Source organism: Bacteroides faecis MAJ27 (genome assembly GCF_900106755.1).
Lineage (GTDB): Bacteria > Bacteroidota > Bacteroidia > Bacteroidales > Bacteroidaceae > Bacteroides > Bacteroides faecis.
In genome coordinates this window covers 112,253-125,303 of record NZ_FNNN01000009.1, presented here as the reverse complement: position 1 = coordinate 125,303, position 13,051 = coordinate 112,253, and the positions used below count along the sequence as shown (strand labels likewise).

The following is a 13,051-nucleotide window of genomic DNA, read 5'->3' as shown; positions in this document are numbered from 1 at the left end:
TACATACATATGTCGTTTAATGAAAAGAGTTGCCGCAGGTCTGTTGTAACAAGACTTGGGGCAACCCTTTATCGATTACTCAAAACGCGGCATCACATATTTATCTGTATAAGAAGTGAAAGTAATACCGGGCATATAATGCGTATTCGATTCATTTTCCAGTTTCTTTATCAGTGAATAATCATCCGCATTCAAAGCATAATAATTATCAGAGGCCGGGCTGGTCACCCTAACTGTCCAGTCGAACATATTGCCTATGATAGTCAGTGCATCCGTTTCGGGATTGAATGCAGGAATGCCTGTTTTCACTATATCGTATGTGCGGCTTCTCAGCACGTAAAAGGCATTATTGACATCTGTCAGAAAGGCAAGCGTCTTTTTGTTTCTGAATTCCGTCAGATATAGGTGCTCTAATGTCAGTCCTTCGGGTAACGGAATAGCGCGGACATAAGGGCGTCCTTTCACCTGTTTCAGATGGAACAGACGACGGTCGGCATCCAGCAGAAGATATCCTTCATCGTACTCCTTCTTCACCGTAGGATTTCCTACAATCTCAATGGCAGGAAAATGAAAATCTTTCTTCGCCATCGCTTCTGTGAACTGAAGGCTTTTTTCTGCATTTACACTATTCGAAGCCATATCGATAAACTCAATACCTTTGGACGTAATGCGGAATACATCATCCGGCATCTTCAGGTCCACACGTCTGGACATGGACTCCAACAAAGGATAAAGGCCGATAGAAGGAGCATTGATATCCGTAGGTACACTGCGGAAATTGAAGTTTTCCGTCTGTACGATTTTCGGAGTGACGGCTATCCCGTTAATTGTATCCGGGAAGCGTTCGTCGGACATCAGTTGGCGGAAATAAAACATGGGGAGGATACTGTCGAAGGCCGCTTCGGAATAAATATTTCCGGCAGCATCGCGACGTACGGTTCCTTTTCCTTCTTCCTGTCCCATTAAGGCAAAGTCGCCGATCACGAAACTATATAGCGTAAAAGGAGTCTTCTCCGGTTTTACGACAAAGAAGTTGTAACACCAAGGCAACTGCCAGAGAAGCAGGAACGCGATGGTGACATATAATAGTATGGTACTGAAACGTTTCATCTTTATTTAATTCTTCATTTTTAGTTCTTCATTCTTCATTCTCTTAGTCCTGTTTTCCCGCTTTGAACCGCACTATGGAAAGCCATGAGAAAGAAGCGGTCAGCAAAGTATAAACCAATAGATACGGGAGGAACTTGTTGTAAGCTTCCGGTGTGGGCGACAGAAAGAAGATTCGCAGTAATAGCACGGTGATAATGAGATTGATGATTCTGCGTTTCCATGCCGGTTCGAGACAGATCCATGCGACGAGCAGGTATCCGGAAATACCGGCAAGATACCACGTGAGGGCAGTCAGCAATATATGATTCTTCAGTTCGTGAGCCAGCACTCCGCTTAGATAAATTTCCATCAGCAGGAAGTTGGAAGCAAAGCAGACAAGCAGCAACACTAAACCGGAGAACAGCATATTGCCCGTCATCTTCAGTTCGGGATAAGGCAGATGCAGGGTCAGCTTCAGACATTTGCGCTGCATCTCGGGGACGAACTGCACGACAGCCATCAGTACTCCGGCAATCAGGGGAATGTATTGTAACATCTCGATGAATATGGCGTCCCGTTGCATCATGACTTCCCATACATGCGCAGCGCCTTTCATTTCTACTACCCGGTTGATACGAAGCATACAGTAGCCTGTAAAACCGAGCGTCGTGATCACGGCAAGTAGAAAATACCACCGGGTCTTTATCCATTCTTTATAAAATATAGCGTACATTCTTTTGGAATTTTGATTGGTGAATTTTGATTTGTGAATGATGGAAACCTTAGTATTTACCGGTCAGACCGATGAAGGCGTCTTCCAGATTCACATGCTCGCTATGCAAGTCCGTATAAGGCACTGACATTGATTTCAGTTTCACTTCTGCCTCTGCAGGCGGAAGGAAGGAGAATGTTTCCAGCGTATTCCTCATAACGGAAGGATGATAGAAATCATCGGATGCGGGAAGTTCGTAACCTTCGGGAACAGTACATGTGTAGCGGCGTCCTTCTTTCAGTAATTCATCAATCGGTTTCTGAATCAGAATCTTTCCGTAGTCCATCATGATACAGTCGTCTACCAGTCGCTCCATATCCTGAATAATATGCGAGGTCAGGAAGACGGTTTTGCCTTCGGAGCGGGCGTAATCACGAAGATAATCCACAAACAGGCGGCGATAGCCGGGATCGAGCCCGAGTGAGAAATCATCTAATACAAGGAGTTCGGGATTCTGCGCCAGGATCAGTCCGAGAGCCACTTGTGAACGTTGGCCGCAAGACATGCGTGAGATACGCTGTCCGGGAGCTACTTTCAGCTTGTTCATCAGCTCATAGTAAGCCTCTTTTTTCCATTGGCCCGGGTAAAAGGCTGCGTAGAACTTCTCTATCTGCGTGATGGTCATGAATTGATACTGTACGTGCCCTTCGATCAGCAGTCCGATGTTGCGGCGCAATGCCGGAGCCATCGTCTGTATCTCTTGCCCGAAGATACGGCATTCTCCGGAGCGTGGTTTCAGATAGCCGCTCAGGATGTTGATGGTCGTGGTTTTTCCGGTACCATTCTTGCCCAGTAGTCCGAGGATGCGTCCTTTGGGGACTGTGAAACTGAGATTCTCGTAAATCAACCGTTTGCCGTAATAGTGCGTCAGGTTGTTACATTCTATAATTTGTTCCATTTTATTATATCAGTTATTCTGTTCAAAAGAAGAGAAGAAAAAGGACGGGAATGATAATTCCGACAATCATTTCTATTCCTCCTCTGCCGATAATACCTTTATTGCCTTTCAGCATGATGACTCCGGAAAGGGTGATGATGATGAGGCCGACTGCGAAGATATCCGCAAAGTAAGTCCACCATTGTCCGGGGTTGTAGTGCAAACGTGCCATTGCTCCGATGAGTGGCCGGCGGGTGACTGACTCGTAGACAGCCTCTCCTGTACTGACGTTTACCTGCAAGTTGGACCCTCCTTTCAGAAATACTTTCATGATGTCCGCTTTCGGGAAATAGTGTTTGGTATAGTTGCCTTCCTCTCCTAATGGTTGTAGCAGGGTAAGTACTTTTTCCTTTTTCATTCCCTCTTTGCCCGGTAGCTTCCCGGTAATCTTATATTCTTTCCGTTCGATGGAGAAGTTGGGATTGATAGTGTCACGATGATTCATTACAATGCCGGAAATGGCATAAATCAAGACCATTCCGGCAAAGAAAAATGATAAATCACGGTGTATCAGTCGACTCCATTTACGGATGCTGTTACTCCACTTCATACGAATTAGCTTCCATGAAATAGAAAGACAGATATTCTTTACCGCTGTTCGCTTTCCGGTCTGCTATCTTGGCACGGAAGTCGGCTATGCGGGCTTCGGGAGTGCTGGCTGTTTCACCGCGTGCTTTCTTTTCAGAGTCGCATCCGGCTTCTCCGTCGCCATGCTTTTCGGCAGCTTGTGCTTTGAGCTGTGCTTCCCAGTTCTGGAGGTAAGCTTCGTCAATGCGCTGTTCTTTCAGTGTTCCGGTGACGCGGACAATGGAGTTCACACATTTCGGGTCGAATGCTCCCAGTGTGCCGGCTTCTACGCGGATCACTTGTGTGTCGTCACTACCCATCAGGAAGATTTTCCTGGCACCATGCTTGCAGGTATGTGTGCAAACACCTTCGATGGTTACTTCTTGCCCTGCCAGACTTTCGGCATTGGCAAGAAGAGAGTCAATTTCTAAAGCAGACGATGTAGCCTGTTCTGTTGTTGTGTCCGAGGAACTTTTCTGTTGTTTGTTTCCACAAGAGGTTCCGATGAGGGCAACCGCCAGTAGGGCGATTGCGATGTTTAGTCTTTTTGTTTTCATTGTTATAGCTTGTTTTATATATAGTTTAAAATTTTATTCTGCTGCTTTGTCTCTTACGCAACGGAGTTGCTGACCGGACTTCATGCTGATGTAACTTAATGACAATCTGCCTTCCGGATATCTGGCGGATGTAAATGTACTCATCAATCCAAAGAACTGGATGTTCGTGAGTACCTTTGATGCATTGTACACTGGCTTATAGGCAGTTGAAGTCATATAATGATTCAAGGCAGGTTTATTATACCATTCTGTCTTTGTACTGGTAGCACTGGATATTACAGTCTTCTGATAACTGGGAGTGGCAGTGAAATTTGCCATCATACGAGTTCCGGAGAATTTGTAATTGAGTCCGGCATCAATCAGGGATTGAATTTTGGCTCCGTCATAGCCGCTATCATAGAAGAGGGCATCTTGACTATTATCCGGTGTTTTACCATCGGCATCAGCTGTAGTTTTACCAACAAGATTGAAGTATTCGATACGTGTCGGTATATGCCAGCCTTTCGGACAAATTCCTTGTGCTCCTTCAAAAGTATTATAATTGCTTTCGGTTATAGTTTTACCAAGTGCGGCTTCCATATCGTATAGATAGCCCAGCTCTTTTACAGAAGCATTGTCTGTTAGTGCGGTTGTTGCACCGTCTACGATTTCGTATGGATACCAAATATGAGAATCTGCTGTCGGGTCACTGGATGGAGTATATCCTTTAGGCAGATAGCAAAGTGGTTCAGCCATCCATATTGTACCGTTGGCAAGAGTTACGGTATTATACTTTACTTCGTCATATAAGAAATAGTTTTCGTCCAGATGCTCTTCAAAAGGAACCGTATTATCTGCTCCGATTTCTCCTTCCTCCGTCCAGTTTTCTATCTCACCACTGAGCGTCACAATGATATCATCGGACAATACACGGACATTGACACTATATTGACCACCTTGAACTAACGTTGTAGATGCGAGTCTTTGCGTCAAAGTCTTATTGTCTGAGGTTGTTACAGCAAGAGTGAATGCAACCGTCTGTGGAACTACGATAGCACGGTAAGTGGTGTTTTTTGTCACCTGTTGTGTTGTGACGTTTGCTGCCGCGGCACTCTCGCTTGCGGTTACCTTCATGGTAGCCAGATCGATATTGGCAGTGGGAACAGCCCCTTTGAGAACTACCGACGAAATATCTAAATGAGTTTCGTTTGTCACATTGATGACCATTTTGGTAAGCATGTGTTTGAAGACCATGCTGATTGAGTTAGCCGAAGGAAGTACTTCGGATTTGCTTGCCGCCATAAAGTCGGAGATTCCGTACTTGTCGCTCTGGTCTGCATGCACGGTGAATGAAGTCGGTACACCGGCTGAGGTATACGGATAATAAGCCACGAATGAAGACTTGTCGGCCCCTTCGGGATACCATTTCAGACTTCCGGTAAAAGCACCGTCATTGAAAGTCATAAGCTCATTCTTGGCATATTCCGTACCGTCTTCTTTAGTGATACTCAGACCAATCTGGTCCTGATTCTCGAAGTTGACTTCTGTGGCACGTGTAATAATAGGAGTGATAGTCACCCGGTCGACCGATGATACAACTCCGTTCTCTTCTTCTTGTTGGCAGGATGCCAGAAACGCTGCTGCCAGCACAAATAATATCCCCTTTTTCATCATTAGATAGTTTTATATTATGTAAAAGAATAAATTTAAAAAGTATAACCTAACTTAATCGTTTCGTTCCAGCGGCTCGAACCTTCTATATACCGGAGGTTGAAGCCGTGTGTATAGCTGCCCTGAACTTCCGCATAAATTCCCCGGTTGAAGTTATAGCGTAATCCGAGATTGAAAGTTGCTTGGGAAGCCGTTGCATATTCGTTTTGCAGATTGTGGTAATCTGTCAGACGATACGGAGGATCACCGGGTTCCGTATTCGTTTCGGCAGTCCTGTTTTTCTCGCTGGAGTTTCCTGTCGAGAAAGAGACGGCTGCTTTCAAATCTAACTTTCCCGTATGGAGCACTCCGGAAACATACGTCCGGCTGCAAAACATCTTTTGTGAAGCTACATAAGGATACATCTGGGTAGTGAGTTGTTTGAAGGTGGAAAGATGCGTTCCCAAACGCACTTCTCCCCGACGGCTCATTAGTTCATATTCGGGATTGGCCGTGAAAACTTCTTTTTCGAAGATACGGTTCGAACCATGAATATGAGTATTTGTCACTCCGTTGACAGTCTCTTTACTCAGCACATTCTCATTGTTGACCAGATGAGACCATTGCAGATTGAATCGGATAAAATGCTCGTTACTGCCTTGCCTGAAACGATAGCTGATATGGGAAGTGAGCCGGTCAGTGGGAAATTTGAACCAGATGGTTTCTCTTTCACCGGCAGAGCCGGAAGAATGGGTGTATTCAATATCACCATAGAAACCCTTCCATTGAAACTGCAGTGCTCCTCCGTGTGATAACTCCTTGATAGGGAAACCGTTGATGCCCGATTCGCTCAGGTGAATGCCACTGCCATTCCATGTTTCGTAGGCTCCGTACATCAATCCTTTGTCCAGAAAAGCATTGTACAGACTTTCTGCCGTACCGATTACTTCCGCTTTGACTGATTCGCTGTTTTTACCGAAAATGTAGGAAAGCCCGATGGCCAGTTCTCCCGAATGATACATGATGCCGGGAGCCACTTGCAGATCCAGTCGGTAATTGGTATGACGCACATCTTTTCGTTTGGAGTAGTTGGCAGAAGCAAAGTCTATCTTTCCTCCCAGACGCCAGTTCGGGTTCAAATTGGTGGCTATACCTCCCATAAAGGAGTAAGTTTGCAGGTCTTTGCGTCCGGGTGTGAACTCCAGAATATCTACAGGATAAAATCCGGGATGGATAAACATAGAACCGCTCATATCCTTGCCGGAAGTGTGGTCGAACGAGAATGATCCGATTAAAGAGTAATCTTTCAGATGCGTAATGGACTTCGCTGTCGCTCCGGCACTCCACGTCTTGCTTGCCTCGTAAGAGTTGCGGAAGTCACCCTGATTATTGCTGCCATACAATTCGGCATAGGAGGCGTTCGTGTTCTCCATCATGATACCTGTGACATTGGCTCCGGCGTTCCATGAGTTGCGTCGTTCTACTATGTCATAAGTCTGTGCCGATATTCCGGACACGATACACAGCAGCAGACATTCTATATAGATTCTTTTCATATTACTCATGCAATGATGGTTTATCCCGTTCATAAAAATCGGTAGAAGAGTTGTTCGTATCTGCCATTACCTCATAGCCTGCCTCCTGCGTGGCCTCTTCGTCTATATGGCGATATAGGCTGCGTCCGCTGTACGTTGCACTTTGGGTGACGTAGCCGGCATCAATAGAAGGGGAGATTCTCTTTTTGTTGCTTGAAGAACCGCCATAATATACTTCCGCTCCGTCAATCACCCAGTCCAGAGGAATCTTTATGACCTGGTCCACTGTGCTTCCGGGCTTTTGTATGACGTTGCCCGCTCCAAGAACATAGTCCTGTATGGTAGTCCCTTTAGCCTTGAAGATGATGGTGGCGGGAGAAAAAATCGAGTAAGAATACGCATTGGCTTGTCCTGTCTTGATGACTACATTCAGGTGGTGGTCCGGTGTGATTTGATCGCCCGGAGCCGGATGGTACAGCGTATTCGGGAAATAAACATTGTTATAGCATACAAAGTACCCGGGTTTGTTCAGGTTGACAGATTGCGGGTATTGCGCCGCATGATCGATCGCTCCGTTGATGGCAATGACTGCATCTTCACCCGGTTGGAGGGGGAACGATTTGCCGGTACCGCCAAACTGCCAGATGCACTGGATAACGGGGGCGAAATCGGGGAAGATCGTTGCTCCGGTCATCTCGTCTTGTGTCACCCATACATTGGTAGAGTGTGAATTATAAGGATCGAGTGCTCCAAAGCACAAGCTGTCGAGGTACTGTACTTCCGAATCGTTGTTGTGCAGGATGATGTATTTGTCGGACTGGTAATCTCCTTCCAGTGGCAGCTTTTTGCATCCTCCGCAATAGATTTCTTTGATAATGATTGTTCCGGCTCTGGAATGAGTCAATGGAAGACTGAAGGTCATGTCGCTGTTGACCAGTTTCACATTGTCTGCCAGTCCGTTGAAGATATGCGTTCCATTCTTGTCGCTGACCTGTATGCGGTATATACCATTGGTCAGTGAGAATTGTGCCGTTCCCTTCTTGTCGGTCTTTGTCCGGTAAGAGTTGCCACGGTCCACATCCTCTATTTTCACAGTCACTCCCTCCCGGAGATATTCAGCGTATTCATCCGGATAAACGGCGGTGACTTGCAGCGTATGCAGCTGGTCATCATAAGGATTGGCCTTGTCGATGTCCGTGCATCCGGCTACGGCATAAACAACAGTTACTAATAATATGTATATAGATCGCTTCATAAGTTTAAAATTTAACGCGGCAAGTGAGTCCGTAATAGAAATCCGGAGTGAAAACGGCACTGACACCGGTTGCATACGATTTCACATACGGTCGTGAGTTGGTAAAGTTAATAGCATTGAGAGACAGAGATACATGGTCACCGATCTCTTTGGTGATATTAATATTGGCGGAGAAATAAGGATCATATCCATCTGCGGCAAATGTATAGGCGTTGCCCGACTTGCGTATCAGATGGGCAAATTCCGGATTTCCGGCTTCGGCCTCGGTAAAAGGATGCACCTCATTGTTCAGGTCGAGATATGCCACCGGATAGATGGCCGTATAAGAATTGCCGTCATAAATACTTCCTCCTGTTTTTGTATGATTGTCCTGACTGACATTGAAAGCATATTCTCTGCCGTTGTACTCGGATATGTTTTGCGACCGCTTCACCAAAGAAGCTTCCAGCCTGCATGATATAATCAGTCTGGCTTTGGGGATACGGGTAATCGCTGTGATATTTGCATCCAGTGAGTGTGTGCGTTTGCCGTTGGCTGTTGCTGATGGATTGTCGCCATTGGCATAAATACCTACATATTGGTACGAACGGTTGGCAAGGCTGGTGTGCGACCATCCGTTCTGATAATAGTAAGATAGCGAATTGTCAATGTATTTGCTATACGTATAGGCGGCATCTACCCGGATTTGTGTACGGATAGGAGTTATTTCCGGAAAGTCGACAATCATTTCGGCTCCTCTGCGGACTACATCCGTTCCATTATCCGGTGAAGCAGACTTGACAAATGTCTGATCTGTTACTTTTACGTCCATCGGTGTCCAATAGCTGGATTCGTTTTCCCGTATATAGACCATTCCCGTCTGGTTGTCCACATTGATCTGCGGATTGGCGGGCATGCTGAATCCGTCCGGTAACTGAAGCACATTGTATGAAAACGGAGTATAGCTGTTGGTATATTTATAAGGCAGTTTCGTTCGGTTGAAATATCCGACCAATGAAACTTTTGTCCGGCCCATGTTCATGTCAATACCTAGTTCCGCATTCTGATTCCGCTGCCAGCGCAGCTTTTCGTTGTGTAGCAACGTGTATGGCTGACTGTAATAGATGTAGGATGACTCATTATTATTATAAGAAAGCCCGAATGTCTGGATATCCCGGTATTCCTGTCTGGGATACAATACATAGTACGACGGCAGCTTTTCGGTAATTCCCCATCCGCCCCGGATGGAAATGTGGCTGTTCAACTGCCATTGGGCATTGAAACGGGGAGATACCGTATTCAACTTCTCATACTGTGTACCGCTGATGAACAGATTCTCCCAACGTACGCCTGCCATGAGTCTTACCATTGTGCTGCCGACAGGGAATGATAAGTTTTCTTCTGCATAAAGCGAAACATTGTGCATGTACGGATAAGATGTGTACGGACGCGGACGATATCCGTTAGGAGCTAACGAAGGGTCCTGATAGTATTCTCCCTCTCCTGCGTTTCCTGTCCCTTTCCATTGAACACCGGCCTTCAGATTGCTGTTCACATGGTTGAACCGTCGGTTCCATTCATATTTCAGTGATGCGGCGTAATCCAGTTCTTTGGAATCGATGATCTGGTCGGCAAAAAAGGTATATGGTAATTTGTTGGCAATGAAATAGCCTTCTTGTTCGGTGTGAACGGCAGGCTGTTCGGACGCGTAAGAATAGAAGGTATGCGCGTGCGAGTGATTGTCATTGAAGTATACGGATGCGTCAAGTTTGAGGTTGGTAACCCATGACTTGTTGAGCAACCATGTCAATGAGGTGTTTGCCCGAAATACATTGTCTCTTACTTTCGTGTATTCTCCGGTGTATGCATCAGGATCGTCCTTGGTGTTCATACCTCCAATGTTGCCGGTGAATCCGACATCGAATCTAAGCACCTTGCGGAATGTATTGCTATAGCCGGCAGAGAATCCTCTTCGTGTGTAAGATGTATAGGGTGAAGTTAATTTCTGAGTGGCTTTGGTCCATTCGCCGCTGATGTTGACAGTACCTTTGTCATTCCCTAAATCCAGTCCTTTAGAAAAGGAAACCTGTTCTGTACGGGGATTGACAGACAGGAGAATATTCCACGGGGTCTTGCCTTTTTTGGTATGTATCTTCACCATACCGCTGTTCAGGTCTCCATATTCTGCCGAAGGTACTCCTGTAACGACTTCGACCGACTCGATATCTGCTACACTAATGTTGCGGGTGTCTATTCCGCTCATGTTACCAAAAGAGGAATTGTTGCCAATGCGTACGCCATCCACTTCTACTGCCGTACCGAATGCCGCGTTACCTGCAGACGAACCTCCGTCTCTTAATGAAAATACATTGTTGTTGGTCAGGTTCGGAACTTTCGTTTTCCCTCCCGGAAGAAGGGAAGAGATATCGCTTACATTAGATACCTGCAAGTGTTCCAACGCATTACTTCCGATGACAAGAGTTGTATTCAGTTCGCTTTTGGGAGCCTGTGCGGTAATCACCACATCATCCAATGCGAGCGTATTTTCTTTCAACAGTATTTTTAATCCTTTTATAGGATGGTTCACATCCACTTGAACTGTGGCCGGAACATAGCCGAGGAAGGAAACTTCCAGATTATACTTGCCTTCCTGTACTCCTTGTATCGTGAATTCTCCCTTTTGATCGGATATTGCCCACAAATAGGTACCTTTGATCAGGATGGATGCACCGGGTAATGGAGAACCCGCCCTTTCGTCGGAGATACGACCGGAGATAGAATAAATGTTGGGGCTGGCTTCAATTCTGAAAACAGTGAAAGAAAGAAGCAAGCAAAGCATTATTTTAAGTGCAGAAGATCTCATAGAACAAATTTTGTGCAAATTTCGCTCTATATCGCCAATGGTACAATCGCAAATAATGGTTAATTTTAGGTATATGAGTACCCATAAATAGGTATAGCTTGATTCCGTTTCCTGCTTTTTCTCTCCAAGTGAATTAAACATAGGTTTTGCTCCCATGCTCTCACTGTCTGTCTGTATCCCTTTGTTCATCGGTGTTTCAGCTATGGTAGCAACTGTGGTAGCAGAGTGAGAGCAAGCGTTTGCTCTCACTCTGTTTTTGTCCTGTAGTATATTGTTTTCCTGATGTTATTTGTTGATTTCTAGTGTGTTAATGCTTGATATGTTAACTATTAATGCTTGATGTCCCGGCTGTTAATAACTGATAAATCAGACGTTAATAGCTGAGACGTCATGCATTATTGGCCGATAAATGGTTCAAGCCTTCTGAAAGAACAGGTGAATTGGAGCAACAGATCCGGTCAACCTGACCGGATGGTGCGGTTCATTCAACTCTATCGACAGGTGTTTCAAAAAGTTTCAAGCGCTTGAAACACTTTGTTCCACCGCTTGAAACACTTTGTTTCATTACTTGAAACAGTTTGTTTCATTGCTTGAAATACTTTGTTCCAAGGCATGAAACACGCTGTTTCAACGGTTGGAACTGAATTTGGAACTACAGGGGAATAGGGAATAGCCTGATGATACTGGAAGATGTGGAAAGAAAGTGTGTGTAGCTTCAAAGCAAACAAAGAAGGCCGGCTTGCTACGCGACAATCGTCACAGTGCAAGCCGACCTTTATTCTGGTCTTATCTATATATCTTATACGTTCTTTACCTTGATCAGGTATTCAGCGATCTGCACGGCATTCAGCGCGGCACCTTTCTTGATCTGGTCACCTACAATCCAGAATGTCAGTCCGTTATCGTTGGTCAGGTCTTTACGGATACGTCCTACGTAGACAGGATCTTTGCCTGCAAGGAACAACGGCATCGGATAATCCTTTTCTGCCGGGTTGTCCTGAAGCACCAGTCCTTCGCCTTTGGCAAATGCTTCGCGGGCTTCTTCCACAGAGATCGGACGTTCTGTTTCCACCCAAATGCTTTCAGAGTGAGCACGTAATGCAGGAACACGTACACAAGTTGCGCTGACTTTCACGTCAGAGTGCATGATTTTGCGTGTTTCGTTATACATTTTCATTTCTTCTTTGGTATAACCGTTTTCTGTAAACACGTCGATTTGCGGAATCAGGTTGAATGCCAGCTGATAAGCAAACTTCTCTACAGTCACAGGCTCGTTGGCCAATACCTGACGGTATTGTTCGTACAGCTCGTCCATAGCGGCAGCACCGGCACCGCTGGCAGCCTGATAAGTAGAAACATGCACGGTTTTTATATGAGAAAGCTGTTCGATGGCTTTCAGTGCAACTACCATCTGGATAGTTGTACAGTTAGGATTGGCAATGACGCCACGCGGACGCTCCAACGCGTCTGCGGCATTTACTTCGGGCACTACCAGAGGTACATCAGCGTCCATACGGAAAGCGCTGGAGTTGTCGATCATCACAGCACCATACTTGGTGATTGTTTTCTCGAACTCCTTGGATGTTCCTGCACCGGCAGAAGTGAAAGCAATGTCTACTCCTTTAAAGTCATCGTTGTGTTGTAAGAGTTTGACCTCGATCTGTTTACCGCGGAAAGTATAAGTTGTTCCGGCACTACGTTTAGAACCGAACAAAACTAACTCGTCCATCGGGAAGTTTCTCTCATCGAGCACGCGCAGGAATTCCTGTCCTACGGCTCCGCTTACGCCAACAATAGCTACTTTCATCTTTTTCTTTTGTTAAATGTGAATACTGTATTTATCTTCCAGTTCTGACGAATAGGATAGA

Annotated in this window: 10 protein-coding genes; all 10 read right to left on the bottom strand. The window is 45.6% G+C overall.

Translation table 11 applies throughout. The annotated features are described in order from the left end of the window. Window positions 1-75: 75 nt before the first annotated feature. Complete coding sequence (locus BLW31_RS09990) at window positions 76-1,110, bottom strand: DUF4857 domain-containing protein (protein ID WP_010536307.1); 1,035 nt, start codon at window positions 1,108-1,110, stop codon at window positions 76-78. Window positions 1,111-1,153: 43 nt separating this feature from the next. Beyond that, window positions 1,154-1,822 (bottom strand): hypothetical protein, encoded by a 669-nt coding sequence (locus BLW31_RS09985; protein WP_010536308.1) that lies wholly within the window; start codon window positions 1,820-1,822, stop codon window positions 1,154-1,156. Between the two features lie 49 nt (window positions 1,823-1,871). Then, complete coding sequence (locus tag BLW31_RS09980; RefSeq protein ID WP_010536309.1) at window positions 1,872-2,759, bottom strand: ABC transporter ATP-binding protein; 888 nt, start codon at window positions 2,757-2,759, stop codon at window positions 1,872-1,874. Between the two features lie 22 nt (window positions 2,760-2,781). Further along, entirely contained in the window at window positions 2,782-3,348 is a 567-nt protein-coding gene (locus tag BLW31_RS09975) for a PepSY-associated TM helix domain-containing protein (protein ID WP_010536310.1), read from the bottom strand. Next, a complete protein-coding gene (locus tag BLW31_RS09970) occupies window positions 3,335-3,922 on the bottom strand; it encodes a hypothetical protein (RefSeq protein WP_010536311.1) in 588 nt (195 codons plus the stop codon). Before BLW31_RS09970 ends, BLW31_RS09975 begins: the two co-directional genes overlap by 14 nt. 33 nt (window positions 3,923-3,955) lie before the next feature. Beyond that, window positions 3,956-5,575, bottom strand: a complete 1,620-nt coding sequence (locus BLW31_RS09965; RefSeq protein ID WP_010536312.1) for a fimbrillin family protein — start codon at window positions 5,573-5,575, stop codon at window positions 3,956-3,958. Window positions 5,576-5,607: 32 nt separating this feature from the next. Continuing rightward, window positions 5,608-7,116, bottom strand: a complete 1,509-nt coding sequence (locus BLW31_RS09960; protein ID WP_010536313.1) for a DUF6850 family outer membrane beta-barrel protein — start codon at window positions 7,114-7,116, stop codon at window positions 5,608-5,610. Continuing rightward, a complete protein-coding gene (locus BLW31_RS09955) occupies window positions 7,109-8,341 on the bottom strand; it encodes a DUF4876 domain-containing protein (RefSeq protein ID WP_010536314.1) in 1,233 nt (410 codons plus the stop codon). Before BLW31_RS09955 ends, BLW31_RS09960 begins: the two co-directional genes overlap by 8 nt. A gap of 4 nt (window positions 8,342-8,345) precedes the next feature. Further along, complete coding sequence (locus tag BLW31_RS09950; protein WP_029425242.1) at window positions 8,346-11,159, bottom strand: TonB-dependent receptor; 2,814 nt, start codon at window positions 11,157-11,159, stop codon at window positions 8,346-8,348. Window positions 11,160-11,982: 823 nt separating this feature from the next. Next, the gene (locus BLW31_RS09945; RefSeq protein ID WP_010536316.1) at window positions 11,983-12,990 is read right to left on the bottom strand and encodes an aspartate-semialdehyde dehydrogenase; all 1,008 of its coding nucleotides are present in this window, start codon (window positions 12,988-12,990) and stop codon (window positions 11,983-11,985) included. Window positions 12,991-13,051 lie beyond the last annotated feature (61 nt).

Coding starts and splice junctions, on each gene's coding strand:
- BLW31_RS09990 (WP_010536307.1), bottom strand. CDS start 1,110: ATGAAACGTTTCAGTACCATACTATTATATGTCACCATCGCGTTCCTG.
- BLW31_RS09985 (WP_010536308.1), bottom strand. CDS start 1,822: ATGTACGCTATATTTTATAAAGAATGGATAAAGACCCGGTGGTATTTT.
- BLW31_RS09980 (WP_010536309.1), bottom strand. CDS start 2,759: ATGGAACAAATTATAGAATGTAACAACCTGACGCACTATTACGGCAAA.
- BLW31_RS09975 (WP_010536310.1), bottom strand. CDS start 3,348: ATGAAGTGGAGTAACAGCATCCGTAAATGGAGTCGACTGATACACCGT.
- BLW31_RS09970 (WP_010536311.1), bottom strand. CDS start 3,922: ATGAAAACAAAAAGACTAAACATCGCAATCGCCCTACTGGCGGTTGCC.
- BLW31_RS09965 (WP_010536312.1), bottom strand. CDS start 5,575: ATGATGAAAAAGGGGATATTATTTGTGCTGGCAGCAGCGTTTCTGGCA.
- BLW31_RS09960 (WP_010536313.1), bottom strand. CDS start 7,116: ATGAGTAATATGAAAAGAATCTATATAGAATGTCTGCTGCTGTGTATC.
- BLW31_RS09955 (WP_010536314.1), bottom strand. CDS start 8,341: ATGAAGCGATCTATATACATATTATTAGTAACTGTTGTTTATGCCGTA.
- BLW31_RS09950 (WP_029425242.1), bottom strand. CDS start 11,159: ATGCTTTGCTTGCTTCTTTCTTTCACTGTTTTCAGAATTGAAGCCAGC.
- BLW31_RS09945 (WP_010536316.1), bottom strand. CDS start 12,990: ATGAAAGTAGCTATTGTTGGCGTAAGCGGAGCCGTAGGACAGGAATTC.